Origin of the sequence: Arthrobacter sp. JZ12 (assembly GCF_035189165.1) — a bacterium.
In the GTDB taxonomy this organism is placed as follows: domain Bacteria; phylum Actinomycetota; class Actinomycetes; order Actinomycetales; family Micrococcaceae; genus Arthrobacter_D.
Genome location: NZ_CP045246.1, coordinates 1268578 through 1292887, shown reverse-complemented (window position 1 = coordinate 1292887; position 24310 = coordinate 1268578). Strand labels below are relative to the sequence as shown.

General features: G+C 66.2%; 25 protein-coding genes. 5 read left to right on the top strand and 20 right to left on the bottom strand.

Annotation, left to right across the window (positions count from 1 at the left end):
* Nucleotides 1-4: 4 nt before the first annotated feature.
* Genes argF through argC form a run of 5 tightly spaced genes read right to left on the bottom strand, consistent with a single transcriptional unit; the run spans nucleotide 5 to nucleotide 5399 of the window.
* A complete protein-coding gene (gene argF / locus GC088_RS06025; protein ID WP_323961370.1) occupies nucleotides 5-952 on the bottom strand; it encodes an ornithine carbamoyltransferase in 948 nt (315 codons plus the stop codon).
* Nucleotides 953-982: 30 nt separating this feature from the next.
* Complete coding sequence (locus GC088_RS06020) at nucleotides 983-2245, bottom strand: acetylornithine transaminase (protein ID WP_416377502.1); 1263 nt, start codon at nucleotides 2243-2245, stop codon at nucleotides 983-985.
* Nucleotides 2242-3159: an acetylglutamate kinase gene (gene argB, locus GC088_RS06015; protein WP_323961368.1), complete on the bottom strand. Its 918-nt coding sequence runs from the start codon at nucleotides 3157-3159 to the stop codon at nucleotides 2242-2244. The genes GC088_RS06020 and argB overlap by 4 nt, the downstream gene beginning before the upstream one ends.
* A gap of 42 nt (nucleotides 3160-3201) precedes the next feature.
* The gene (gene argJ / locus GC088_RS06010; RefSeq protein WP_323961366.1) at nucleotides 3202-4371 is read right to left on the bottom strand and encodes a bifunctional glutamate N-acetyltransferase/amino-acid acetyltransferase ArgJ; all 1170 of its coding nucleotides are present in this window, start codon (nucleotides 4369-4371) and stop codon (nucleotides 3202-3204) included.
* Entirely contained in the window at nucleotides 4368-5399 is a 1032-nt protein-coding gene (gene argC, locus GC088_RS06005) for an N-acetyl-gamma-glutamyl-phosphate reductase (RefSeq protein ID WP_323961365.1), read from the bottom strand. The genes argJ and argC overlap by 4 nt, the downstream gene beginning before the upstream one ends.
* A gap of 165 nt (nucleotides 5400-5564) precedes the next feature.
* On the opposite strand from argC, the gene GC088_RS06000 reads away from it, so the two are divergent.
* Nucleotides 5565-6530 carry a quinone oxidoreductase family protein gene (locus GC088_RS06000; RefSeq protein WP_323961364.1) on the top strand — a complete coding sequence of 322 codons (966 nt, stop codon included), beginning with the start codon at nucleotides 5565-5567 and terminating at the stop codon, nucleotides 6528-6530.
* A gap of 107 nt (nucleotides 6531-6637) precedes the next feature.
* Here GC088_RS06000 and pheT read toward each other — a convergent pair whose 3' ends face one another.
* A complete protein-coding gene (gene pheT, locus GC088_RS05995; protein WP_323961361.1) occupies nucleotides 6638-9175 on the bottom strand; it encodes a phenylalanine--tRNA ligase subunit beta in 2538 nt (845 codons plus the stop codon).
* A gap of 2 nt (nucleotides 9176-9177) precedes the next feature.
* Nucleotides 9178-10263 (bottom strand): phenylalanine--tRNA ligase subunit alpha, encoded by a 1086-nt coding sequence (gene pheS, locus GC088_RS05990; protein ID WP_323961360.1) that lies wholly within the window; start codon nucleotides 10261-10263, stop codon nucleotides 9178-9180.
* 154 nt (nucleotides 10264-10417) lie between these two features.
* Between pheS and GC088_RS05985 the strand changes: the two genes are divergently transcribed.
* Nucleotides 10418-10861: a hypothetical protein gene (locus tag GC088_RS05985; protein ID WP_323961359.1), complete on the top strand. Its 444-nt coding sequence runs from the start codon at nucleotides 10418-10420 to the stop codon at nucleotides 10859-10861.
* Nucleotides 10862-10872: 11 nt separating this feature from the next.
* Here GC088_RS05985 and pcp read toward each other — a convergent pair whose 3' ends face one another.
* Nucleotides 10873-11511 (bottom strand): pyroglutamyl-peptidase I, encoded by a 639-nt coding sequence (gene pcp, locus GC088_RS05980; protein WP_323961358.1) that lies wholly within the window; start codon nucleotides 11509-11511, stop codon nucleotides 10873-10875.
* 57 nt (nucleotides 11512-11568) lie between these two features.
* Here pcp and GC088_RS05975 point away from each other — a divergent pair, with 57 nt between their 5' ends.
* Nucleotides 11569-12633: an Rv2578c family radical SAM protein gene (locus GC088_RS05975; protein ID WP_323961356.1), complete on the top strand. Its 1065-nt coding sequence runs from the start codon at nucleotides 11569-11571 to the stop codon at nucleotides 12631-12633.
* A 59-nt stretch (nucleotides 12634-12692) separates the two neighbouring features.
* Here GC088_RS05975 and GC088_RS05970 read toward each other — a convergent pair whose 3' ends face one another.
* Both GC088_RS05970 and GC088_RS05965 read right to left on the bottom strand, forming a co-directional pair.
* The gene (locus GC088_RS05970; RefSeq protein WP_323961355.1) at nucleotides 12693-13142 is read right to left on the bottom strand and encodes a (deoxy)nucleoside triphosphate pyrophosphohydrolase; all 450 of its coding nucleotides are present in this window, start codon (nucleotides 13140-13142) and stop codon (nucleotides 12693-12695) included.
* Nucleotides 13143-13182: 40 nt separating this feature from the next.
* Nucleotides 13183-14832: an FG-GAP-like repeat-containing protein gene (locus GC088_RS05965; RefSeq protein WP_323961353.1), complete on the bottom strand. Its 1650-nt coding sequence runs from the start codon at nucleotides 14830-14832 to the stop codon at nucleotides 13183-13185.
* Nucleotides 14833-15087: 255 nt separating this feature from the next.
* On the opposite strand from GC088_RS05965, the gene GC088_RS05960 reads away from it, so the two are divergent.
* Nucleotides 15088-16305: an MFS transporter gene (locus GC088_RS05960; protein WP_323961352.1), complete on the top strand. Its 1218-nt coding sequence runs from the start codon at nucleotides 15088-15090 to the stop codon at nucleotides 16303-16305.
* Nucleotides 16306-16331: 26 nt separating this feature from the next.
* On the opposite strand, the gene GC088_RS05955 is transcribed toward GC088_RS05960, so the two are convergent.
* From GC088_RS05955 to infC, 4 genes are all read right to left on the bottom strand, one after another.
* On the bottom strand, nucleotides 16332-17234 hold the full coding sequence (locus GC088_RS05955) for a TrmH family RNA methyltransferase (RefSeq protein WP_323961349.1): 903 nt from the start codon (nucleotides 17232-17234) through the stop codon (nucleotides 16332-16334).
* 38 nt (nucleotides 17235-17272) lie between these two features.
* Nucleotides 17273-17656, bottom strand: coding sequence for a 50S ribosomal protein L20 (rplT, locus tag GC088_RS05950; protein ID WP_323961347.1), 384 nt, complete (start codon nucleotides 17654-17656; stop codon nucleotides 17273-17275).
* Nucleotides 17657-17750: 94 nt separating this feature from the next.
* Entirely contained in the window at nucleotides 17751-17945 is a 195-nt protein-coding gene (rpmI, locus tag GC088_RS05945; RefSeq protein ID WP_323961345.1) for a 50S ribosomal protein L35, read from the bottom strand.
* Between the two features lie 110 nt (nucleotides 17946-18055).
* Nucleotides 18056-19075, bottom strand: coding sequence for a translation initiation factor IF-3 (gene infC / locus GC088_RS05940; protein ID WP_416377501.1), 1020 nt, complete (start codon nucleotides 19073-19075; stop codon nucleotides 18056-18058).
* A 318-nt stretch (nucleotides 19076-19393) separates the two neighbouring features.
* Here infC and GC088_RS05935 point away from each other — a divergent pair, with 318 nt between their 5' ends.
* Nucleotides 19394-19816: a DUF1844 domain-containing protein gene (locus tag GC088_RS05935; protein ID WP_323961344.1), complete on the top strand. Its 423-nt coding sequence runs from the start codon at nucleotides 19394-19396 to the stop codon at nucleotides 19814-19816.
* A gap of 39 nt (nucleotides 19817-19855) precedes the next feature.
* On the opposite strand, the gene GC088_RS05930 is transcribed toward GC088_RS05935, so the two are convergent.
* From GC088_RS05930 to hisB, 6 genes are read right to left on the bottom strand one after another with little or no spacing between them, the layout of a single operon-like run.
* Nucleotides 19856-21160 (bottom strand): MFS transporter, encoded by a 1305-nt coding sequence (locus GC088_RS05930; protein ID WP_323961342.1) that lies wholly within the window; start codon nucleotides 21158-21160, stop codon nucleotides 19856-19858.
* Between the two features lie 39 nt (nucleotides 21161-21199).
* Nucleotides 21200-22057, bottom strand: a complete 858-nt coding sequence (locus GC088_RS05925) for an SseB family protein (RefSeq protein ID WP_323961340.1) — start codon at nucleotides 22055-22057, stop codon at nucleotides 21200-21202.
* Nucleotides 22058-22059: 2 nt separating this feature from the next.
* Entirely contained in the window at nucleotides 22060-22812 is a 753-nt protein-coding gene (gene priA, locus GC088_RS05920; RefSeq protein ID WP_323961338.1) for a bifunctional 1-(5-phosphoribosyl)-5-((5-phosphoribosylamino)methylideneamino)imidazole-4-carboxamide isomerase/phosphoribosylanthranilate isomerase PriA, read from the bottom strand.
* Between the two features lie 42 nt (nucleotides 22813-22854).
* Complete coding sequence (locus GC088_RS05915) at nucleotides 22855-22992, bottom strand: CG2302 family histidine operon protein (RefSeq protein WP_323962145.1); 138 nt, start codon at nucleotides 22990-22992, stop codon at nucleotides 22855-22857.
* A 21-nt stretch (nucleotides 22993-23013) separates the two neighbouring features.
* A complete protein-coding gene (gene hisH / locus GC088_RS05910) occupies nucleotides 23014-23652 on the bottom strand; it encodes an imidazole glycerol phosphate synthase subunit HisH (RefSeq protein WP_323961337.1) in 639 nt (212 codons plus the stop codon).
* Nucleotides 23649-24266, bottom strand: a complete 618-nt coding sequence (gene hisB, locus GC088_RS05905) for an imidazoleglycerol-phosphate dehydratase HisB (protein WP_323961335.1) — start codon at nucleotides 24264-24266, stop codon at nucleotides 23649-23651. The genes hisH and hisB overlap by 4 nt, the downstream gene beginning before the upstream one ends.
* Between the last annotated feature and the right edge of the window lie 44 nt (nucleotides 24267-24310).

The following is a 24310-nucleotide window of genomic DNA, read 5'->3' as shown; positions in this document are numbered from 1 at the left end:
GCCGTCACGCGCGCTCCATCAGCCACACCATCAACGCCTTCTGCGCGTGCAGCCGGTTCTCCGCCTCATCCCAGACAACGGACTGCGGACCGTCGATAACCTCGGCGGAGATCTCGTAGCCCCGGTACGCGGGCAGGCAGTGAAGAACGACGGCGTCGGCAGCCGCCTGCGCAAGCAGCGCCTCATCGACGGTGTACGGACGGAAAAGCTCGAACCGCGCGGCCTTAGCGGCGTCGTCGTCGATCTCCTGCCCCATAGACACCCAGGTGTCCGTGGCAATGACGTCCGCCCCGGCGGCCGCTTCTGCGGGGTCGGTGGTGACAAGGACGGATCCGCCGGTTTCAGCGGCGCGGGCGTTGGCGGCGTCGATGATCCGCTGCTCCGGCAGGTAGCCATTCGGCCCGGCAATTCGAACGTGCATTCCCGCGGTCACCCCGGCCAGCAGGTAGGAGTTGGCCATGTTGTTGGCCGCGTCACCGAAGTAGGCCAGCGTGAGTCCGGCCAGCTGTCCCTTGTGTTCGCGGATGGTGAGGAGGTCGGCGAGCAACTGGCAGGGGTGGTAGTCATCCGACAGTGCGTTGATGACCGGAACCGATGACTCGGCGGCCATCTCCTCGAGACCTGCCTGCGCGAACGTGCGCCAGACGATAGTGGACACCATCCGTTCAAGGACCTTCGCGGTGTCGCTGATGGACTCCTTGTGTCCGAGCTGGGATTCTCCGGAGCCGATGATCAGCGGCACCCCGCCGAGGTCGGCGATACCGGTCGCGAAGGACACCCGGGTGCGGGTGGAGGTCTTGTCGAAGATCACCGCAACAGTCTTGCGGCCGGATCCATCTCCGGCGTAGGGAGCCTGCGAGTACGGCTTTTTCTTCAGCTCGAGCGCGAGGTCCAGAACCTCGGTCTGCTCCGCCTGCGTGAGGTCTGTGTCAATCAGGAAGTGGCGGGTCATGTGGAAGTCTCCAGTACAGGTCTGTGGTGGTCAGGCGCCGCTGGTCCGGGCGGCAGAAAGGATGCCCGGAAGCGCGTCGAGGAAGCCCTGCGCCTCGGTGCGGGTCAGGATCAGCGGAGGGGCCAGCCGGAGGGTGGACGGAGTAGGCGCATTGATGATGAAGCCCTGGGCGAGAGCCTCCTGGACCGCCGCTACCGCGAAGTCACCGTCAAGGTCGAATCCGATCAGGAGTCCCTCCCCGCGGACCTCCACGACACCGGGCACAGCGGCGAGACTGCTGCGCAGGAAGGCGCCGACGTCGTTCGCGTTCTGCAGTACCGAACCGGCTTCCAGGGCGTGCAGGGTTGCAAGCGCCGCGGCGGTCGCCACCGGATTTCCGCCGAAGGTGGTTCCGTGCTGGCCAGGCGTCAGCAAGGCTGACACCTCGCTGCCAAAGGTGATGAGCGCACCGATCGGGAACCCGCCGCCAAGGCCCTTGGCCAGCGTCATGGCATCCGGGGTGATGCCGCTGGCCTGGTGGGCAAACCAGCGCCCGGTGCGTCCGACTCCGGTCTGCACCTCGTCGAGGATCAGCAGCGCTCCGGTTGCCCGGGTCAGCTCACGCGCCCTGCGCAGGTACTCGTGGCTGAGCGGGCGCACTCCCGCTTCCCCCTGGATGGGTTCCAGTACGACGGCGGCAACCGTCTCATCGAGCGCGCTCTCCAGCGCGTCGATGTCGTTGAAGGGCAGGTGCTCGACTCCGCCGGGAAGCGGCTCGAACGGCTCGCGGTAGGCGTGCTTGGCGGTCAGTGCGAGCGCACCCATCGTGCGGCCGTGGAATCCGCCCTCGAGGGCGAGGATGCGGGTTCGCGGCTTGCCGTCCTGGAATGTTGCGCTGTTGCGGCGGGCCAGCTTGAAGGCGGCTTCCACCGCTTCCGTACCGGAGTTTGCGAAGAAGACCTTCGAGCCTGCGCCGGCTCCGGCGAGTGAGAGGAGCTTTTCCGCCAGAGCCACCTGCGTGGGGCTGGTGAAGAAGTTAGAGACGTGCCCCAGCGTTGCCAGCTGCGATGAGATGACGGAGGTGACGAACGGGTGGGCGTGGCCCAGCGCGTTCACCGCGATGCCCCCGAGGAGGTCCAGGTACTGCTTGCCGTCGGCGTCCCAGACCAGGCAGCCGGAGCCGCGCACCAGGACACGCTGCGGGGTGCCGAAGACCCCGAGCAGGGAGTTGGAGTAGCGCTGCAGCCACTCTTCGCCCCTGGCCTGGTCAACGAGCGCCGACGCGGCGACGGGGGTCAGATCGGAAGCGGTCACCGGGAGACCTCCTCGTCGGGCACAACCTGGGTGCCGATTCCTGCAGTGGTGAAGATTTCGAGCAGCATGGAGTGGGGTTGGCGCCCGTCCACAATGTGCGCACGCTCCACTCCTCCGTCGATGGCCTTGAGACACGCGGTCATCTTCGGGATCATTCCCGACTCGAGGCCGGGCAGGAGATCCCGGAGCTCGGCTGCGGTGAGTGAGGAAATCAGGCTGGAGCGGTCGGGCCAGTTGGAGTACAGGCCCTCCACGTCGGTCAGGATCACGAGCTTGGAGGCATTCAGCGCCTCGGCGAGGGCGGCGGCAGCGGTGTCGGCATTCACGTTGAGCACCTGCTGGGTGGGGTTTCCTTCGCCGTCGAATTCCGGCGCCACGGTGGAGATCACGGGGATGCGTCCGGCTTCAAGGATGTCCAGGATTGCCGCAGGGTTGACTCCTACCACTTCCCCGACCAGGCCAAGGTCCACCTCCTCGCCGTCCACCACGGTGCCCGTGCGGACGGCGTGCAGCAGGCCGCCGTCTTCGCCGGACAGGCCCACGGCGTATGGTCCGTGCGAGTTGATCAGGCCGACGAGTTCCCTGCCCACCTGGCCGGTGAGGACCATCCGGACAACGTCCATGGCCTCGGGCGTGGTGACGCGCAGCCCGCCCTTGAATTCCGAGGTGATGCCCAGGCGGTCCAGCATCCCGTTGATCTGCGGTCCGCCGCCGTGCACGACGACGGGACGGATGCCCGCGTGATGGAGGAAGACGATGTCCTCGGCGAACGCACGGCGGAGCTCGTCATTGACCATGGCGTTTCCGCCGTATTTGACCACCACGGTGGTGCCTGCAAACCGCTGGATCCAGGGCAGCGCCTCGATCAGGGTGGCCGCCTTGTCCTGCGCGGCGTTCAGGGTGTTCACATTCATCTCCAGCCCGGAGTCCTTGGGACTCCGTGGGTTCCGGGCGAATCAGCTCGAGTAGGCCGAGTTCTCATGGACGTAGTCGTGGGTGAGGTCGTTGGTCCAGATTGTCGCGGACTCCGAACCGGCGTTCAGGTTGATCTCCACCGTGACAAGGCGCTGGCTCAGATCCACCAGGTCGCGGGAATCCCCGATCCCTCCGCTCCGGCAGATCTGCACGCCGTTCATCGCCACGTCGAGCTGGTCGGGCTCGAAAGCTGCGTCCGTGGTGCCGACCGCCGCAAGTACCCGGCCCCAGTTGGGGTCGTTGCCGAAGATGGCCGTCTTGAAGAGGTTTGAGCGGGCGACGGCGCGTCCCACTGTCTCTGCGTCCTGCTCCGTGGCTGCGTTGTAGGTGCGGATGGCGATGGTGTGGCTTGCGCCCTCGGCATCCTCGATGAGCTGATGGGCCAGGGAGGAACAGACCGTGGTCAGCGCCTCGGCGAACTGCGCGGGGTCTGGCCGTACACCGGTGGCTCCGGAAGCCAGCAGCACAACGGTGTCGTTGGTGGACATGCAGCCGTCAGAGTCGGCGCGGTCGAAGGTGACGCGGGTGGCAGCCCGGAGCGCGGTGTCCAGCAGTTCCGGATCGACGAGGGCGTCGGTGGTCAGGACCACCAGCATGGTGGCCAGTCCCGGGGCGAGCATTCCCGCCCCCTTGGCCATCCCGCCGATCGAGTAGCCCTCACTGGGCTGGTCCGGGGACGCCGGGTAGGAGGCCGTCTTCGACACGGAGTCCGTGGTCATAATGGCTTCCGCCGCTGACTGCCCGCCGCCGTCGCTCAGCCTCTCCGCCGCTTCCTGGACCCCCGCGAGCAGCTTGTCCATGGGCAACTGCTCACCGATGAGGCCGGTTGAACAGACAAAGACGTCCGTAGCCGACAGTCCCAGCACCTCGGCGGCGTGCTCAGCGGTGCGGTGCGTGTTCTGGAAGCCCTCCGGGCCGGTGCAGGCGTTGGCTCCGCCGGAATTGAGGACGACGGCGTCCACCCGGCCGTCGGATACGACCTGCCGGGACCAGTGCACGGGAGCGGCGGCCACCCGGTTGGAAGTGAACACCGCGGCGGCGTAGTGGTGCGGACCGTCATTGACGACGACGGCGACATCACGTGCGCCGGTGCTCTTCAAACCGGCCGCCACGCCTGCGGCGCGGAATCCCTTGGGTTCGGTAACGCTCACGGAGCTACTCCTGATCCGGTCAGGCCCGCAGTCTCAGTCAGGCCGAGGGCGATGTTCATGGACTGCACGGCCCCGCCGGCGGTTCCTTTGGTGAGGTTGTCGATTGCGCAGCTGATGATGACCCGCCCTGCGTGCTCGTCAAAGGCGAGCTGGAGGTGAACGGCGTTCGAGCCGAGGACGGACTGGGTGGCAGGCCACTGCCCCTCGGGCAGGAGCGTGACGAAGGGCTCGCCGTCGTACGCTTTCTCCCAAGCCTCCCGCAACTGGGCCGCGCTGGATCCAGTACGGACCTTCGCCGTCGCGGTGGTGAGGATGCCGCGTGACATGGGGGCCAGCGTCGGAGTGAAGGACACAGTGACCGGCGCTCCTGCGGCCCAGCCCAGGCCCTGCTCGATCTCCGGAGTATGGCGGTGGCCGCCGCCGACGCCGTAGGGACTCATGCCGCCCATGACTTCCGATCCCAACAGGTGCGGTTTGAGTGCCTTGCCGGCTCCGGAGGCACCCGAGGCAGAGACGATGACGACGTCGTCGTGCTCGAGCAGCCCTGCGGAAAATCCCGGGGTGAGCGCCAGCAGCGCGCTGGTCGGGTAGCAGCCGGGCACGGCGATACGGCGCGCACCGCGCAGGGCATTCCGGGCGCCAGGCAGCTCTGGCAGGCCGTAGGGGAAGGTGCCCGCGTGTGCCGAGCCGTAGAACTTCTCCCAGGCCTCGGAATCCTCCAGCCGGTGGTCGGCTCCGGCGTCAATCACGAGCACATCGTCGGGCAGCTGCGCGGCGATGTCGGCGCTGGCACCGTGCGGCAGGGCCAGGAAGACCACGTCGTGTCCCTGGAGGTTCTCAACGGTGGTTTCCTGCAGCTCGCGCACGGCCAGCGAGTGCAGGTGCGGCTGCACCTCACCCAGGCGGCTTCCCGCACTGCTGTGGGCTGTGATGGTGCCGATGGACACGTCCGGGTGGTTCGCAAGCAGGCGTAGCACTTCTCCGCCGGCGTAGCCGCTTGCTCCCGATACCGCTACCGAAATACTCATGCTGCCCATCGTACAGTAAATGCTCAGTAAATATTCAGTTCAACACATAGTTATTCATCGGCTGTGCCTGGCGCTGTCGAGGAATGCGTTCCGGCTGCGCCGAGTTGTCGCGATTCGCAGGCACAATTCAAATGAACCCATTGATCCAAGGAGAGGAAGACACCCATGCCCACTGCCATTGCGGCCAGCCAGGCCGGCGAACCGGAGGTCCTTGCCCCGATCCCGATCGATCGGCCCACCCCGACGGGCTCACAACTACTGGTCAAGGTCGCCGCAGTGGGAGTGAACTTCATCGAAACCTACCAGCGCGCGGGCATCTACAAGGTGGAGTACCCCTTCATTCCCGGCGGAGAGGCCTCCGGCGAGGTCGTCGATGTGGGGCCGCAGGCGGATGGGTTCTCGGTGGGCGACCGCGTCGCCTTCGCTGAGGGCGCGGCCTCCTATGCCGAGTTCACGCTTATCGACGCAGCCAAGGCGCTCCCGGTGCCCGACGGCGTCGACCTGGAGACCGCGGCCGCCCTACCCCTCCAGGGGATGACTGCGCACTACCTGATCAACTCCACCTTCCCGGTGCAGGAAGGGCAGACGGTACTCACTCACGCCGGCGCAGGCGGCACGGGTCTGCTGCTGACCCAGATGCTCAAGGCCAAGGGGGCGCGGGTGATCACTACCGTGTCCACCGATGAGAAGGAAGAACTCGCGCGGGAGGCAGGAGCCGACGTCGTGCTCCGCTATGAGGGATTTCCGGAGCAGGTCCGGGACCTGACCGGCGGAACAGGCGTGGACGTGGTGTTCGACGGCGTCGGGAAGGCTACTTTCGACGGATCCCTTGCTTCCATCCGCGAACGGGGCATGCTGGTTCTGTTCGGGGCGGCATCCGGTCCCGTGCCCGCGTTCGACCTGCAGCGCCTCAACAGCTCGGGCTCGCTGTATGTGACGCGTCCGAGCCTGGGTTTCTATCTCCGTTCGGCCGAGGAGCGGCGGTGGCGGTCCGGAGACGTTTTCGGCGCCGTCGTTAACGGATCCCTCTCAGTCCGCATCGGTGCCCGCTACCCGCTCGCCGAAGCGGCACAGGCACACACCGACCTGCAGGCGCGCAGAACCACGGGAAAGATCCTCCTGATCCCCTAGCCCTGTGTTAAACAGCGTTGAGTTGGCAGGACACTCCCCGTTTGGTTGCCCATTCGGGGTGTGTCCTGCCAACTCAACGCACGGGTTGGTGGAAGAGGAATCAGGACTTAGCGCTGCACGGCCCCGTGGCGCTCGGCGGCGAGATGAACGGCGGCGTCTCGTGCAGCGCTCGCCTCGTCGGCGGTCAGCGTGCGGTCAGGAGCGCGGAAGCGCAGGGCGAAAGCCAGCGACTTCTTCCCCTCGCCGATGCCCTGGCCCGAGTAGACGTCGAACAGGTGCACCTCCTCGAGCAGTTCCCCTGCGCCTTCGCGCAGAGTCTCCAGCACGGCCTCGGACGGCAGACCGGCGTCCACCACCAGCGCAACGTCCTGCGTGGTGGCCGGGTACGTGGACAGGTTCCGGGCAACGATGACATCCGGTGCGGCATCGAACAGCAGGTCGACATTGATTTCCAGCGCCACAGTCCGGGGCGGGAGGTCCTGGGCTGCGACCAGCTTGGGGTGAAGCTCGCCTGCGTATCCGAGTATCTCTCCGCTGCGAAGGCTGATTCGGGCGGTCCGTCCGGGGTGGAAGGCCTGGTGCTCGCCCTGCTCCACTACCAGTTCAACCCCGACGACGTCGGCCATCAGCCGCACGGTGTCAAGCGCATCAGCCCAGTCCCAGGGACGCGGGGCGTGCCCGGGAGCTGCGGGTGAATCCTTGCCGAGGAAGACAGCAGCGATGGTCAGCGGCTGCAGCGGCAGTCCGCCGTACAGTGCGTCCAGGGTTTCTTCGCTGGGCAGGGCGCCCAGTGGCGGGATGCTCTCCGTACCGAGGGTGTCCTGCGGAAGGAAGACCAGTCCCGCTTCGAACAGCGCCAGATCCCGGAACCCACGCGACGAGTTCCGCTTCGCAACCTCGAGCAGTCCCGGCAGGATGGAACGGCGAAGGTAGCCGAACTCCGCGCTGAGCGGGTTGGCCAGCTTCACCGCGGAACCCGTGCCCTCCGGCGCACCGAACAAGGAGTTCGATTCCTCGGAGACGAACGGGTACGACAGCACCTCGGTCAGACCGGAGTCGGCCAGTGCAGCCAGCACCCGGCGCCGCTGCTGCTGCGCGCGGGTCAGGCCGCGACCGGGCGGGGCGACGGGAAGGCGTGACGGAATCTGGTCGTAGCCCACGAGCCGGGCAATTTCCTCGGCGAGGTCGTCCTTGATGGCAAGATCCTGGCGCCAGCTCGGGGACGTTACGCGCCAGCCGCCGTCGTACTCCTCCACCTCGGCGCCCAGATCCGTGAGGGCACCCAGAACCTGCTCGGGCGCGAAATCGATCCCGATGCGCTCGGATGCGTAGCCGGTCGGCAGGTCGATGACCACGGGCTCCGGTGCGGCACCAATGTCGGTGATGCCGGCGTCGGCGGTTCCTCCGGCCAGCTTCACCAGCAGGTCCACCACGCGCTGGGCAGCGACGTCTGCAATATGCCAGTCCACTCCGCGCTCGAACCGCTTGGAGGCTTCGGACGGCAGCTTGTGGCGGCGGCGGGCACGGGCGATCGATACCGGGTCGAAGTGCGCGGACTCGACCAGGACGTCGGTGGTGGTGTCGGAGACCTCGGTGGCCGCACCGCCCATGACGCCGGCAATGCCGATGGCGCCGGATCCGTCGGTGATCAGCAGGTCCTCGACGTGCAGTTCACGCTTGCGGTCGTCCAGTGTGACCAGGGTTTCCCCCGGGTTGGCACGCCGTACAACGATGTCTCCGGTGAGCTTGGCGACGTCGTAGCAGTGCGTCGGCTGGCCCAGCTCAAGCATCACGTAGTTGGAGATGTCTACCGGCAGGGAGATGGAGCGGATGCCGGCCAGGCGCAGGCGTGAAACCATCCATTGCGGAGTGGGTCGGGTGGCATCGACGCCGCGCACCACGCGCGCGACGAACCGGTCACAGCCCTCATTGCCGTAAATGGGCGCCGAATCCTCGATGCGGACCGGGTAGCCGGGGCCGACAGCCGGGTCGACGGCGACGGCGGCGGCCGGGTCGGTGAAGCTGCCGCCGGTGGCGTGGGCGTACTCCCGCGCGACACCGCGGATCGAGAAGCAGTAGCTGCGGTCCGGCGTGACGTTGATTTCGGCGGCCTGGTCATAGAGGCTGAGCAGTTCCATCGCGTCGGATCCCACCTCGGGGTCCAGCCCGAGGGTTGAGAGGACGAGGATGCCGTCGTGGTCATCACCGATGCCGAGCTCGCGCACGGAGGCGATCATGCCGGCCGAGACGTGGCCGTAGGTTTTGCGAGCGGCAATACGGAAGTCGCCGGGCAGCACCGCACCGGGCAGGGTGACAACCACCTTGTCGCCCTCGACGAAGTTGTGCGCGCCGCAGACGATGCCCTGTACACCCGACGGGTCGATCCCCTTTTCGGTGAGGGTCTGCTCAGCCCCCTCCGGAACCACGCGGACCTGGCACCAGTTGATGGTCTTGCCGTTGCTCTGCGGTTCCTTCTCGATGGAGAGCACCTGGCCGACGACGATCGGTCCGGACAGGGTGTCGGTGGGCCGGTGCACGGCCTCCTCTTCAAGTCCGACCTTGACGAGTTCGGCCATCACATCTTCGGCCGTTGCTTCGGCCGGAACCTGGGCGTACTCACGCAACCAGGAAAGTGGAATACGCACGGTTAGATCTCCATCCCGAAATGCTCGCTGAAACGTACGTCGCCCTCGATCATGTCCCGCATGTCCAGGACCTCATTGCGGAACATGAGAGTGCGCTCGATGCCCATGCCGAACGCGAAGCCGGAGTAGACCTCGGGGTCGATACCGGCCGCACGGAGCACATTGGGGTGCACCATGCCGCAGCCTCCCCACTCGATCCACTGCGGGCCGCCCTTCGCGCCGGGGTGCCAGATGTCCAGCTCCGCGGACGGTTCGGTGAAGGGGAAGTAGTTCGGACGGAGGCGGATGCCGGCGTCCTCGCCGAACATCAGGCGGGCGAAATGCTCAAGCGTGCCGCGCAGGTCGGCCATGCTGAGGCCCTTGTCGATTGCGAGGCCCTCGAACTGGTGGAACACGGGAGTGTGGGTAGCGTCCAGTTCGTCGGTGCGGAAGACCTTTCCGGGGCAAAGCACGTAGATCGGTACCTCCCGTTCCAGCATTGCCCGCACCTGTACCGGCGAAGTGTGCGTCCGCATCAGGAGGTGGGCGTTCGGCGGCTCGACGAAGAAGGTGTCCTGCATCTCACGCGCAGGGTGGTCGGGCTTGAAGTTCAGCGCGTCGAAGTTGAACCACTCCGACTCGACTTCCGGTCCTTCCGCGATTTCCCAGCCCATGCCCACGAAGATGTCGCTCACCCGCTCCTGCAGGATGGACAGCGGGTGCCGGGCACCGGCACGACGGCGGCGCGGAGCCGCGGTCACGTCGACGGCCTCCTCGATAAGGATCCGCGCGTCGCGCTCGGCCTCGAGCTCTGCTGTCCGGGCGGCGAGCGCCTGGTTGATGCGTCCGCGTGCCGGCCCGATGTTCTTGCCTGCCGCAGCCTTCTGGTCCTTGGCGAGGGAGCCGATGCTTCGGTTGGCGAGGCTCAGCGGCGACTTCTCGCCCGTGTGGGCCAAACGGACCGACTTCAGTTGGTCGAGGTCGCCGGCACCGGCGATGTCGGCCAGGGCGCGGTCCACAGCGGCAGCAATGGCCTCGGTGTCCAGTGGGTCGGGAGCGACGACGGCGTCCGGCGCCGCCTGGTCCGCGGGCGATATTGGTTCAGACATGAGTGTGCTTTTTACCTTGGTGTCGTGAGCGCATGGGTGCCGGCGGCAGCGTCCAATCAGCATTTCGGCGGCCCTGCCAGTCTAGAGGACTGCGTGCCGGTCGCCCGAATGGCATGTGGACCTGCTCAAGCGGCTTCGCCCTAGACTTACGGCCATGAAGGGCGGCGAGAAACTTCGGTGGACGCTCAACTGGCTGAACGGTTCCACCCTGCTGGGCCTGCTGGCTGCGAGGATCGGTGGCTGCGAGATCAGGCCCGCCGCGAACGGGCTGATCTTCGCTCACTTCTATTCGCCGCGGCTGCCTCACGCCGCTGCCTTCACCGTGGGGTGTGTTGTGCTCTTCCGCGCCGGTCCGGAAGAGGTCGCCGGACGACCGAAACTCGTTGCGCACGAAGCCCGCCACAGCACCCAGTACGCACTGTGCCTTGGCCTGCCGTTCCTCCTGGCCTATTTCCTTGCCGCTGGGATCTCGTGGCTGCTGTCGGGTGACCCTGCCTCACGGAATCCGTTCGAGAGGGCAGCCGGTCTGCACGACGGCGGCTATGCGGAGCGTCCCGTTCGCCGGATTTTCCGCAGTCGCAAAGACTCGGGTTCCTAGTGTTCGGGTTCCTAGTGTTCCGCGCCCGCCGGAACCGGAAGATCCGTCTGATGCTGCAGGCTTGCCCGCGCAATGATCACGAGGCCCGCGGCCATCTCCTCGATCAGCATCCCTGGCGCCCGGTGGGCCATCGCCTGTTCGGAGGAGAACGGGACATGGACAAAACCGCCCCGGGTGGCGGAACGATCCTGCAGGAGGTCCATCAACCCGTAGAAGACATGGTTGCAGACATAGGTTCCAGCCGTCTGCGACACCGCTGCCGGCAGACCCGCTTCGGTCAATTGCACCAGGCTGCGCTTGAGGGCAAGCGAACTGAAGTAGGCGGCGGGTCCGTCCTGACGTACAGGCACGTCCACCGGTTGGTTTCCCGCGTTGTCCGGGATCCGAGCGTCATCGAAGTTGATTGCCACCCGTTCGAGGGACAGTTCGGCGCGGCCGCCCGCCTGCCCGACGCAGACCACAAGATCAGGCTGATGGGCCTCAAGGGCGCCGGCAAGGACTCCGATACTGGTACCGAAGACACACGGAAGCTGAACCGCTGCAGCAGGTTCCCCGGCGTCATTGAGCAGGGCAGCCGCCCGCTGTGCCGCACCCCAGGACGGGTTGGTGCTTTCACCGCCGAACGGCTCGAATCCGGTAAGAAGGATCATTGATCCAGCCTAGCGTGTCTCGCCGGACTTCCTTGGAACATATGTTCTAATGAAAACATGCGGTGGGATGCGCAGAAGACAGAAGCAACAACCTCCGACGGCGGGGCCCTCCTGCCGCTGGCGGGTCTGGTAAGAAGCGTGCGCACTCCGGAGTTCGCAGGCATCACCTTCCACGAGGTCCTCGCCAAGTCCGCACTGAACCGGGTTCCGCCAACTTCCGGCATGCCATTCTCCTGGACGATCAACCCTTATCGGGGATGCTCGCACGCCTGCGTCTACTGCTTCGCCCGGAAGACCCACAGCTACCTCAACCTGGACACAGGGCTGGATTTCGATTCCCAACTCGTAGTGAAGACCAACATCGGTGAAGTTCTGCGCCGCGAGGTCGCCAAGCCCTCCTGGCAGCGTGAACACGTCGCCATGGGAACCAACACCGATCCCTATCAACGGGCGGAAGGCCGGTACAGGCTCATGCCGGACATCATCCGCGCACTGGCGGAGAGCGGCACGTCCTTCTCGATCCTCACCAAAGGGACACTGCTCAGCCGTGACATTCCGCTGCTGCGCGAAGCCGGCCGTCAGGTGACCATCGGGATGGGCATCTCACTGTCTGTGATCGACGCGGACCTGTCCTCAGTGGTGGAACCCGGCACGCCCACTCCACGCGCCCGTCTTGACCTCATCTCCCGGCTACGTGAAGCAGGACTTGCCTGCGGAGTTATGGCCATGCCGATCCTGCCCTGGCTGACGGACAGCGATGAGGCCCTTGACCGGTTATTTGCAGCGTTGGCCGGTGCCGGTGCAACAGGTGTGTCGGTCGGGGCGCTGCATCTGCGTCCCGGTGCCCGGGAATGGTATATGGCCTGGCTCTCCAAGCATCACCCCGGACTTGTGGGCCGTTATCGCAGGCTCTACGGGAGCGGCACTTATGCCTCGGCGGAGTACCGCACGTGGCTGGCCGAGCGTGTTCGGGTGTACCGTCGACGTCATGGCCTGGCCGCCGGGGCCAGGTTCTTCCGGGACAATGAGCGGGCTGACCCGGCACTGGCGCGCGCCGGGTCCAAGCCGGAAAGCAAGCCGGGGAGCAAGCCGGAAAGGCAGCCGGAGCCGACGCTGTTCTAGTCGGTGCTGCAAGCAGGGCAAGTAGTGCGGTTGCAGGTAGTGCGGTTACAAGCAGCGAGCTAGGCCAGCTCGCTGACGGGCACCAGCCTGCCCAGCAGCGCATCAACGATGGGGCGGTCCGCGGGAATCCAGGGCAATCCGGTCAACTCGGCTGTGTCCCGAAGATCCACCCACCGGAGCTCATCGTGATCCTGCAGTGCCGCCGGCACTCCTGCAGTGATCACCGCGACCCAGACGCGCATCGAAGCGGTCTCGTTCAGGGGCCACCCCTGCCGGTCCGGGCCCTCAAGTTCCGCCCCCAACTGAACTTCGACACCGAGTTCCTCGCGCACTTCCCGCTGGAGCGCCTCCATATCGTCCTCGTCCGGCTCCACCTTGCCGCCAGGGAACTCCCACTGCCCGGCGAACTGCTCGGGCGCCGTTCGGCGTGCTGCCAGAAGCTTCGTGGGCGAAGTCAGCGAATCAACAATTGCCGCGCCGACGATCTGCTTGCGCTGGGTCTGGGTCATCCTGCCAGTGTAATGAGCCGTGTCGGGCAGGAACGCTTTCTCAGAAGATCGCGTTGAGACCGTTCCATCCGGTGCCCAGGGCCGTGCGTGGCCGGAAGGTCGATCCGCCGGTACCGGGGTAGAGCCAGAGTTGACCGCTGGCGTCCCGGGCCACCAGGTCGGCGATTCGGTCGCCGCTGAGGTCGCCGGCGCCGACAATCGCCGTCATCGCATTCCAGCCGGCGCCGACGCGCACGCGCGGCAGCCAGCCACCGGTCCCGTTACCCGGGTAGAGCCAAAGGACACCCGTGGCACGGTCGCGAGCAACGACGTCGTTCGCCCGGTCTCCGTTGAGGTCGCCCGTGGCCACAATCGCGCTGAATCCATTCCAACCGGAGCCGACCCTGGCCCTCGGCAGCCACCCGCCGGCGCCGTTCCCCGGATAGAGCCACATGGCACCGGTTGCCGCTTCCCGCGCCAGGAGGTCCATCCGCTGGTCGCCGTTGAAGTCCCCCGGCGCAACGATGCTGTTGAAGCCGTTCCAGCCGCTGCCCACCCGCAGCCGGGGCAGGAAGCCTCCGGTCCCGTTGCCCCGGTACAGCCAGAGCGCTCCCGTTGCTGCTTCCCGGGCAATAACATCCGAAGGACCGTCACCGTTGAAGTCGCCGACGGTCTCCAGCGCATTGAAAATGTTCCAGCCATTGCCGATCTGCACGCCGGGATTCAGCCTCGAAGCACCGGTTCCGGCATAGAGCCGCAGCACACCGGTTGATCCAACACGGGCAAGCAGGTCGTTCCGCCAGTCGCCGTTGAATTCTGCGGTGGAACCGGTCAACGAAGAGGCCGGAATGGGCAACGGTGTGAAGGCGTAGGGCTCGCAGGTGCGGTCATAGTCCCGCGTATCGTCGTACCACTGTGAGATGTACACCCGGCCGGCGGAGAAGCTCGGCGGGAAGCACCGATCGAGCGCCTCATTGGGATAGTCCAGTCGCCCGGCAGTGGCCCAGACGGGCACGCCCGACAGGCGCCAGCCTCCGGTGATCTCCTGCCAGCCGGACGCAAAGGAGTAGAGCCCATAGGCGAAGCCGGCGTCGCGCAGGCCACGCATGAGCCCCTCGATGACGTAGCGGTTGTCGCGCTGCTGCGCCACGGTAGCCACCGGCCAGGGCTGGGCAGGGCGGGGTTCGACGTCGATCCAGACCACCGGCGGACGGAAGCCGATCCGGGCCATGCTCTGCACGGCAAACCGTGCTTCGGCGTACCCGACGTTGGACAACCGTCCCGCGGGGGTGGTTGAGGACCAGGGTCCGGCGGCCTGATTCGCGGCCAGCTGCGTCGGCGTGGGATACGCGGCCATGGCATAGCCGTGCGCGGGCTTCCCGTTGGTCCGCGCCCACGCCACCTGGTCAGCCAGGCACGGGTTTTCGGTGAAGGGCAGCCCACGCGTCAGCCCAACAATCACGAACTGCGATTGCGGAGGCGGCAGCGGAAGACCAAAGCCGCCCTGCGCCGTCGAACACTGCGGCCACGACACATCATGGCCGAAGAGTGGAGCGGCATGCGCGGCCGGCAGTGTGGTGCCCAGCATGCCGAGAACCAGGCTCACCGTAAGCAGTAGCGTCGTAAGGACCCGGCGTACAAGCGACGGCGGCGCCGTCACCCCCGGACCGCACGCATCGCAGGAAATGGAATTTTGGGGATTGACGTCCATGGCTCCGCACTCCTCGCGCCGTTCCAATTTTAGGACCGGATGCAAGTGTGCGTTCCGTCAAAGAAGGAATCTATTTGGCGTCGAAACGGTCTCGGAACCGTAAAGTGGATGCAGGGGTACCCGCAGCAAAGGAACGCGAATAATGAGCGGTTCCGGCGCGTTGTACCCGAAGGACATCCGTCCGCCCCTCCTGCTCAACGATGCGCGGCACTCTCCGCACGCCGGATCGGCGTCCATCCATCGAAATGAGTTCGCGTGACACCAGCAACCTCACCACTGCCCGTCCGTAACCTGGTCCTGGCGATCCTGGCGCTCGCTGTTGGCGGGTTCGGCATCGGCACCACGGAATTCGCCATCATGGGCCTCCTCCCGGACATGGTGGCGGATATGGGGGTCGACATTCCGGCCGGCGGCCATGTGATCTCGGCCTACGCCCTCGGAGTCGTGGTGGGCGCACCGCTCCTGGCTACCCTGGGGGCCCGGCTACCGCACAAACGGCTGGCGCTCGCGCTCATGACTCTGTTCACGGCCGGAAACCTTTCGTCGTACTTCGCCGACGAGTATGGCTGGCTGCTGGTATCACGGTTTGTCTCCGGCCTGCCGCACGGAGCGTTCTTCGGTGTGGCCGCAGTGATTGCCGCGTCGCTGTCCTCCCCCACCCGTCGCGCACAAGCAGTGGCAATGGTCATGATGGGTCTGAGCGTCGCGAACGTGGTCGGAGTTCCCTTCGCCACCTGGCTGGGCCAGCAGTTTGGGTGGCGCAGCATGTTCATTCTGGTCGTAGCAATCGGCCTGCTAACCCTCCTGCTCATCCTGCGCTTCGTTCCCCACCAGAAGGTCCGTGAAGGAGCGAGCATCACACGCGAACTCGGTGCCCTCAAGCGAGGTCAGGTCTGGATGACCCTGCTGATCGGAACCGTCGGATTCGGCGGCTTCTTCGCCGTCTACACCTACATCTCGCCCACCATGACCGAAGTGGCCGGGATGTCGGAGGCGCTGCTCCCGCTGGTTGTTGCGCTGTACGGGCTGGGCATGGTGGCAGGCAATATGGTGGGCGGCCGGCTGGCCGATATCTCGGTGATGGGCACGATCTACTGGGTCATGGGTGCAATTTCGGCCTGCCTTCTGGTCTTTGCCATTGCGGTGCAGTGGGCTCCCACCGCGCTGCTGTTCGTCTTCCTGGTCGGGGCCATCGGCTCGTCGCTGATTCCCTCGCTGCAGGTTCGGCTCATGGATGTGTCACCCGACGCGCCGTCCCTGGCCTCATCGATGAACCACGCAGCGCTCAATACAGCGAATGCCCTGGGTGCCTTCCTTGGCGGCGCTGTCATCGCCTTCGGTTGGGGATACACCGCGCCTGCGCTGGTGGGCGCGGTACTCGCCGCTTTCGGGCTCGGCGTCGCGCTCCTCAGCGGCCGGATGGACCGCCGGGGGGCGAAGGCGACTCCTGTCCCGGTGCCGGTCTCGGGTTAACGGATCCGGCCTCTCCAGCTGTACCGTCAGGCCCGCTGGGCGCGCGCGGAAGCGTACAGGCAGACCGTTGCGGCCGTGCCCACATTCAGGCTTTCGGCGCTGCCATAGATAGGCACCGATACGCGGTAGTCAGCAGCGTCCAGTACGGCCGGTGCAAGGCCCTGGGCCTCATTCCCGAAAAGCCATGCTGTGGGCGCCTCCAAGTGCGGTCCGTCCGCGTCCTCGTGGGGTGCCGCTGACGACGACGGCGCCAGCCGCCTCTGTGCGCTGGCGTCCTGGAGCGCGTCCAAATTTTGGTCCCCGTAGCCGTCTGCGGCGAGGACCGCAATGCCGCGCTGCTTCAACTGCTCGAGGACGTCTTCGGTTCCGGCGCCGACGACGACCGGCAGGTGGAAGAGCGATCCCACGGTGGACCGGACAGTCTTGGGGTTGTAGACGTCCACGCTGCTGTCGGTGAGGATTACGGCGTCTGCTCCGGCGGAGTCAGCGGCACGCAGGATGGTTCCTGCGTTGCCCGGGTCGCGGACCTCCACCAGCACCGCAACCAACCGTGGCTCCGCGGCAAGCACCGAGTCCAGCGAGACGTCGATGAATCTGCAGACCGCAAGGGCGCCCTGTGGCGTCACCGTGGAACTCATCGCCGCGAGAACCTCGGACGTAACCATCCTTGGGGGCACTACCGCACCGAAGTCAGGGTAACGATCCAGCGTTTCGGCCGTCAGGAAAACATCCTCGACCACCCCTGGTTCACCCGCCGACTGCCGCTCCTGGTGCAGGCGGAGCGCTTCCCTTACGGCCTGCGGTCCTTCCGCAAGGAAGCGCCCCTGCCGGAAACGCGCCGAACGCCCCGCAAGCTTGGCTACATCACGCACCCGATCTGCTCGGGTGTTGGTAAGTAGCGGTGCCTGGGGGCGTTCGAATGCGCTCATGAAATTGTCGATCGGCCCAAGCCGATCTGATGTCTTGACTAGGCCTGCGCCGGAGCGGAGGTGTCAGACGGCAGGGAGTCCTTGGCAACCTTCACCAGTGCGGCGAATGCGTTGGCGTCGGTAACGGCGAGATCTGCCAGCATGCGGCGGTCAACCTCTACACCGGCGGCCTTCAGGCCCTGGATGAGGCGGTTGTAGGTCAGGCCGTTGGCGCGGGATGCAGCGTTGATGCGCTGGATCCAGAGGCGGCGGAAGTCGCCCTTGCGCTTGCGGCGGTCGCCGTAGCTGTAGACGAACGAGTGGAGCAGCTGCTCCTTCGCCTTGCGGTACAGGCGCGAACGCTGACCGCGGTAACCCTTGGCGCGCTCAAGAATAACCCGGCGCTTCTTGTGGGCGTTGACCGCCCGCTTCACACGTGCCACGTGCGTACTCCTTAGTTAGATCGTCCGGACAAGTGAGACCCCCGCGGCCTGCAGCCGCGCCGAGGGGCATCCGGAAGTTGTAGTTGGGTGGGTGTTAGACGCCGAGCATCTTCTTGATGGTCTTGGTGTCGGCCGGCGAGACGATCTGGTCACTGGCCAGACGGCGGGTCAGGGTGGAGGACTTGTGCTCCAGGTAGTGGCGGCGGTTGGCCTGCTGGCGCTTGAGCTTGCCGCTGCCGGTCAGCTTGAAGCGCTTCTTGGCGCCACTGTGTGTCTTCATCTTCGGCATGGAAACCGATCTCCTTTGGTCTCCGCCAGCACTCTGCCGGCGGTCTTGCGGTATCCGCAGCGAACTGCGGTGCTTACGTAGCGCGTCGCTGCCTTGCGGCAGCCGGTCCCCTAGTTGGAACCCGACGGCTTCGGTCGGTTAGGTGAGCCCTTGGCGGGGGCCGCCTTACCGGAAGGCTTTGGTGCAGCGGGCCTCGGCTTCGGCGCGGCTCCCGGCTTGGGTGCTGCGCCCGGCTTCGGTGCCGCTGACTGCGGCGTTGCTGCCGGCTTGGGTGCCGGTGCAGGCTTCGGCGCCGGTGCTGCGGCCGGCTTCGGTGCCGGGGCTGCCGGCGCTTCGGCAACCGGAGCTTCAGCAACCGGCGCTTCAGCAGCCGGAGCCGTTTCCACGGGTTCAGCGGCCGGTGCTGCCTGCGCTGCAACCGGCGCTTCAGCCACGGGAACCTCAGCAGCCGGAGCTTCAGCCACGGGAACCTCAGCAGCGGGAGCCTCGTCAGCAGCCGGAGCAGACGTACCTGCGGAACGCAGCTCTTCAGGCAGCAGGTCGCCGATGCTCTGCGTCATTGGGCCCTGGCCAGAAGTGTCAATCTTCGCCTTGGCAGCCTCGTTGGCGGCCTTGGACTCGGCACGCTGAGCAGCGCGCCGTGCTTCGGCCTTGGCCTCAGCCTTGTTCTTCACCGGACCGATGACCATCACCATGTTGCGCCCGTCGATGCGGGGTGCAGACTCGACGACGCCGACCTCGGCTACGTCCTCAGCGAAGCGCTGCAGAAGCCGGATGCCCATCTCCGGACGCTGCTGTTCGCGGCCGCGGAACTGGATCATTGCCTTGACCTTGTCCCCTGCACCGAGGAACCGGAGGGCGTGTCCACGCTTGGTCTCGTAGTCGTGCGTGTCGATCTTGAGCCGGAAACGAATTTCCTTGAGCACGGTGTTGGTCTGGTTCTTGCGCGCTTCACGCGCCTTCACCGCTGCCTCGTACTTGTACTTACCAAAATCCATGAGCTTGGCCACCGGCGGCTTGGCCTGCGGCGCAACCTCAACAAGATCAAGGTCGGACTCAGCGGCGAGGCGGAGGGCGTCTTCAATGCGGACAATCCCAACCTGTTCGCCCGCAGGTCCTACCAACCGCACCTCTGGGACGCGGATACGATCGTTGATTCTTGGCTCGCTAATGTGCTGCTCCTGATGTCAGTTGTAAACCTGGACCGCCTGCAAAAAGAGAAGGCCCCCAATTGCATGCGCAATCGAAGGCCTCGGGCATCAGTGCATAGCGCATTCCTGGGCGGAATGCTGCACCGACCTGAACCCGGCTGCCTGGATCTGCCTCGAGGGCAGTGGCGGCAATCGCGGGTGGGAGAGGACTCCGCTTGCATACTGGTGATCTTTTTCATGCCGTTGCCGGCCACAAAAAATAACGACCGCCAGTCGGTCTGTGACAAGCTTACCAGCATGAGCACAGCAGACAGTAATCCCGAGGCTACCCGCCACACCTTCCCCTCTGCCGGCGAGGAGGCCACATCGGGTTCAAGCGGGCCCACCGGAAGACACGACCATGTGCGGGACATCGCGGAAGTTGCCGCCGTCGAAGTCATCACGACGTCGGCGGTCCACCTCATGAGCGCGGCTGCGGTCAAGTGCGGCCTGGCGGAAGGAACCGACGCCGAGACCTACAAGGATCTCGACGAGGCACGGAAACTCATTACGGCGCTGGCCGGATTCATCACCGCAGCAGCCCCCGAGATCGGGAGCCAGCATGCAGGTCCCTTGCGCGACGGCCTGCGGTCGCTGCAGCTGGCCTTCCGGGAGGCCTCAATTATCCCCGATGCGCCGGGCCAGGGTCCGGGCGAGAAATTCACGGGTCCGGTCAACTGACCTTCGAAACAGCACCAGCACTATCTGACGGCGGGCAGCTCAGGCGGCCCGCCGTCGTCGTACCTGCTGCGCCGCAAGGCAAAGCAGGGTGAGGACTGCCGCAGCCGAACCAACTGCCACAAACCCTCCCCAGGGCCCAACGGAGTCGATCAGGAGCCCGGCAAGCGGAGCTCCGAGTGCCACACCCGAGGTGAGGGCGGAGCCATACCAGCCCATCGCCTCTCCCCTGCGTTCTTCGGGGACCAGGTGGGCAATCCGCTCGGACGCCGCCGAGAGCACCGGGGCGCACAGCATTCCCGGCGCGATGGACAGCAGGGCGAGCACCAGGGTGTTCTGCGCGAACCCCATCGGGATGGTGAGGATGCTCATCGCAAGAAGCAGGATCATCGGTGAGAGCGGGCGGTGCATCGCGCCATAGATCAGGCCGCCAACTACGGACGCTCCGCACCAGGCAAGAAAGACCCAGCCCAGTTCGGAAGCGCGATTACCGTCTTCGAGGACCGCGATGATTCCGACGTCGGATCCGGCCAGCACCAGGCCCGCTCCGGCGGCAACCACCATCACCACGGCCACCGGGATGGTGAGCCAGGCGAAACTGGACGCCACGCGGGCACGGACGGCCGTCCTTCGAGCAGGCCGGGCGCCCGGAAGCAGTTCGGCGGAGGCTTCGCTGACGTGCGCCGGCGCTGCGGCGACCATCGCCTCAACGGCAGCCTCGTCATCTTGCGCCGCGGACGGAACCGCGCTCACCGTGCCCGGCTGCGTGCTGCGGGTGGGCGGATTGAACCAGATCAGGAACAGACCGGCTACTGCAGTGGAAAGCCCGACGGCGGTCAGCCCGGTCACGGTGGAGACCTGGGTCGCCAGGACCGCGCCGAGCGCAGGTCCGCCCATGAAGATCATCTCGGTGGCCACGGCGTCCAGCGTGAACGCGGTCCTTCGCGAGTCGCCGCTGACCAGCACGCCGAGTGACTGCCGGACCACGGAGAACACCGGCAGCGTGAACAGGCCTCCCACCAGTGCAGCGACGAGCAGCCACTCGTACGGCAGGTGGGGCGCCACCGACCAGATAACCGCCTCGGCGATCACGGACGGGATGAGCGCTATCCGCAGGCCCGCGGTGTCAACGCGCCGTCCCCGCCAGGGCGCGCCGACGGCCACGCCGATGGTCATGATGGCTGCGACCGCGCCGGCTTCGGCGTAGCCCCTGTCCAGCGTCTGGACAACATGGAGGGTGAGCAGCACTCCTGCGGCTGAGTGCGGGAAGCGTGCGATCATGCCGACAATAAGCAGTCGGCGCACCGGGACGATCCTCAGCAGATCCCGGTAGACGGAGAAATTCAACGTTGTTCACTTTCACGCGGGCCCTTACCGCGTGAAAGATCACCGCGAGAGCCGGATTTCGAGCGAGTCCACCCGCTCGACGAAGTCCTGCAGGTTCTGAAGGCGGCTCTGAAAGGCCTGGACTGTGGACCGGACCGCTTCCTGCGTAAGACCCTCGCGCAGGACGAGCGTGAGAAGGAGCTCGGGCCCGGCTCCGCCGCCTCCAATAACTGTACCGTTAGCCGTTCGGCTGGAAACCCCCGCGCCCGGGGCCGCTTCGACCCTGCGGATGCTTTCATTCGGAGCAGCAGCGTCCCCGAGCAGCCTCGCCAGCGCGGGATCAGAGTACGACGGCGCCCACTCCTTCTGCTGGGCAAGTGCCCAGAGAGCGGGGCGGCGTACGACGAACGTCACGTCGGCACCCGGGTCAACGACCATGAGTTCGGCCTTCTCCGCGACGGCGGCCAGGGCCGCCCTCGCCGCGTAGACGGCCACCGGCCGTGCGTCGGGATGCCACCGCTCAAGCTGCGCGGTCGATGTGAAGACCGGCAGGGCCCTTCGTCCGTCGGGAGCCTTGATGGTCACGAGGGCCATGTCGGCTTCCTTGTCGCCGTGGGAGTGCGTGTCCGGGACCGGGTCCTCGGCGGAATCCGCGCCGCCGAGTTCAGCTATAACCGGAACGAACACGCGAATGCGCGCTAGCGCGCGCACTACCGCCGCCTCGTCGGAGCGTCCGGCCACCAGGTCCCGGACTGCTTTTTCGTACGCGGGCGGGATCCCGCCGTCGTCCTTGTCGAAAGCGTGGAGCGGGTTGCCCTCGCCGGACAGGTCGCGACCCTCCCAGGGCCGGCCGGCAGAATCGGCAACGTTCCCTGCCAGCGCGGCCTCAATGTGTGCCGGGAGCTTCCGCTGTGTCATGACTAACCGACCGGGCGGCCCGCGATGTCCAGCGCCTGCGGCAGGGTGAAGGCTCCGGCGTATAGGGCCTTGCCGACAATCGCGCCTTCAAGGCCTTCGGGGACCAGCTGACGCAGCGCGGCGAGGTCATCGAGGTTGGAGATACCGCCCGAAGCCACGACGGGCCGCTCGGTCTTCTCAAGCACCTCACGGAGCAGTTCCAGGTTGGGACCGCGCAGGGTTCCGTCCTTGGTCACGTCCGTGACGACGTAGCGCGCGCAACCGGCATCATCGAGGCGGGCCAGGACTTCCCAGAGGTCGCCGCCCTCCTTGGTCCACCCGCGGGCCGCGAGGGTGGTACCGCGCACATCGAGGCCGACGGCGACCGCGTCACCGTAACGGGCGATCGCGCTCGCGGTCCACTCGGGGTTCTCCAGTGCCGCCGTGCCCAGGTTGACGCGCTCCGCGCCGAGTTCGAGGGCCTCTTCGAGGGAGGCGTCGTCCCGGATCCCGCCGGAAAGCTCCACCTTGATCTTCAGTTCCTGAACCACGCGCCGCAGGATCTCGCGGTTGGAGCCGCGCCCGAATGCTGCGTCCAGGTCCACGAGATGGACCCACTCGGCGCCGTCGTTCTGCCACTGCATCGCAGCATCCAGGGGGTCACCGTAGCTCGTTTCGCTTCCGGCTTCACCCTGGACCAGGCGCACCGCCTGGCCGTCGGCAACGTCGACCGCGGGAAGCAGTTCAAGGATGGGCGATTCGGTGAAGGGACTCATGCAGTTCCTTTGTTCGAGTGGGTTGCTGCCGGATGCGACAGGTTATGGAGTAAGGGTGAGCAGGTAGGCGGCGACCAGGGCCATGACAGCGAGCACGCCGAAACTTACGATGAGCGCCCGCGGCATTCCCTGCTTGTGGAACGAGACGACGCCGCCGATCAGCAGCCCCGCAAGTCCCATGAGGAGTACGCTCCACATGGGTCAGCGCAGACTGCCGGTCCAGTTGCGGAGCAACTGTGCGCCGGCGTCCCCGGACTTTTCCGGGTGGAACTGGGTTGCCGAAAGCGGACCGTTCTCCACCGCCGCGATGAAGGGGCCGCCGTGCGTGGACCAGGTCACCAGCGGCGGGTGCATTGCCGGCTGGTTGACGTCGAAGTTCCACTCCTGCACACCGTAGGAGTGGACGAAGTAGAACCGTTCGTCGCCGATGCCGTCAAAAAGCACTGAGCCTGCCGGCGCGTCGACCGTGTTCCATCCCATGTGCGGGACCACGTCCGCCTTGAGACGCTCGACGGTGCCGGGCCACTCCCCCATTCCTGCGGTGCGCACGCCGTGCTCCACGCCCTCTTCGAAGAGGATCTGGAGTCCGACGCATATACCGAGCACCGGCCTGCCTCCGGCTACCCGGCGGCCAATCATCCGCAGCGCGTCTACCTCCTTGAGGCCCTGCATGACCGCGGCGAAAGCTCCAACACCGGGAACCACCAGACCGTCTGCGTTCAGCACATCGTCAGGGGTTGCGCTGAGCGTGACGTCAGCTCCCACGTGCTCGAGGGCGCGGACAGCGGAGCGGATATTTCCCGAACCGTAGTCGAGGACGGTTACTTTCGGCGCGCTCACAGGGCCCCCTTGGTGGAAGGAATTCCGGTGACGCGCGGATCCGGCTCCACGGCAGCCCGGAGCGCACGCGCAAAGGCCTTGAACTGCGCCTCGACGATATGGTGCGGATCCCTGCCGCCCAGGACGGTCATGTGCAGGCAGATTTGGGCATGGAGGGTGATCGCCTCAAAGACATGTCGCGTCAGGGAGCCCGTGAAGTGTCCGCCGATGAGGTGGTATTCCTGGCCGGCAGGCTCCCCGGAGTGCACCAGGTACGGCCTGCCGGAAATGTCCACGACGGCGTTGGCAAGAGCCTCGTCAAGCGGAACCGTGGCTTCCCCGAACCGGCGGATGCCCGCCTTGTTTCCAAGCGCTTCGCGAAGCACCTCTCCGAGGGTGATGGCGACGTCCTCGACAGTGTGGTGGACGTCGATGTGTGTATCACCGCTGGCCCGCACCGTGAGGTCGATCGATGAGTGCTTGGCCAGTGCCGTGAGCATGTGGTCGTAGAAGGGCACCGAGGTACTGATCTCGGAGCGCCCGGTCCCGTCGAGGTCAAGCTCGACGAACACCGACGATTCGCTGGTGGTCCGCTCACGTCGGGCAGTGCGAAGGGCGGTAGCTTCCGCGGTCATTGGGAGTCCTTAGGGGTTGTAACGGCAATTCGCGGGCGTCAGAA

Bases quoted from the DNA above. Each gene is read 5' to 3' on its own strand.
- GC088_RS06000 (WP_323961364.1), top strand. From the start codon at position 5,565: ATGCCCACTGCCATTGCGGCCAGCCAGGCCGGCGAACCGGAGGTCCTT.
- GC088_RS05965 (WP_323961353.1), bottom strand. From the start codon at position 14,832: ATGGACGTCAATCCCCAAAATTCCATTTCCTGCGATGCGTGCGGTCCG.
- GC088_RS05935 (WP_323961344.1), top strand. From the start codon at position 19,394: ATGAGCACAGCAGACAGTAATCCCGAGGCTACCCGCCACACCTTCCCC.
- GC088_RS05955 (WP_323961349.1), bottom strand. From the start codon at position 17,234: ATGAGCGCATTCGAACGCCCCCAGGCACCGCTACTTACCAACACCCGA.
- argF (WP_323961370.1), bottom strand. From the start codon at position 952: ATGACCCGCCACTTCCTGATTGACACAGACCTCACGCAGGCGGAGCAG.
- hisB (WP_323961335.1), bottom strand. From the start codon at position 24,266: ATGACCGCGGAAGCTACCGCCCTTCGCACTGCCCGACGTGAGCGGACC.
- rpmI (WP_323961345.1), bottom strand. From the start codon at position 17,945: ATGCCGAAGATGAAGACACACAGTGGCGCCAAGAAGCGCTTCAAGCTG.
- GC088_RS05975 (WP_323961356.1), top strand. From the start codon at position 11,569: ATGCGGTGGGATGCGCAGAAGACAGAAGCAACAACCTCCGACGGCGGG.
- argB (WP_323961368.1), bottom strand. From the start codon at position 3,159: ATGAATGTGAACACCCTGAACGCCGCGCAGGACAAGGCGGCCACCCTG.
- GC088_RS05915 (WP_323962145.1), bottom strand. From the start codon at position 22,992: ATGGGACTTGCGGGGCTGCTGATCGGCGGCGTCGTCTCGTTCCACAAG.
- GC088_RS05985 (WP_323961359.1), top strand. From the start codon at position 10,418: ATGAAGGGCGGCGAGAAACTTCGGTGGACGCTCAACTGGCTGAACGGT.
- GC088_RS05925 (WP_323961340.1), bottom strand. From the start codon at position 22,057: ATGACACAGCGGAAGCTCCCGGCACACATTGAGGCCGCGCTGGCAGGG.
- GC088_RS05970 (WP_323961355.1), bottom strand. From the start codon at position 13,142: ATGACCCAGACCCAGCGCAAGCAGATCGTCGGCGCGGCAATTGTTGAT.
- priA (WP_323961338.1), bottom strand. From the start codon at position 22,812: ATGAGTCCCTTCACCGAATCGCCCATCCTTGAACTGCTTCCCGCGGTC.
- pcp (WP_323961358.1), bottom strand. From the start codon at position 11,511: ATGATCCTTCTTACCGGATTCGAGCCGTTCGGCGGTGAAAGCACCAAC.
- pheS (WP_323961360.1), bottom strand. From the start codon at position 10,263: ATGTCTGAACCAATATCGCCCGCGGACCAGGCGGCGCCGGACGCCGTC.
- argC (WP_323961365.1), bottom strand. From the start codon at position 5,399: ATGAGTATTTCGGTAGCGGTATCGGGAGCAAGCGGCTACGCCGGCGGA.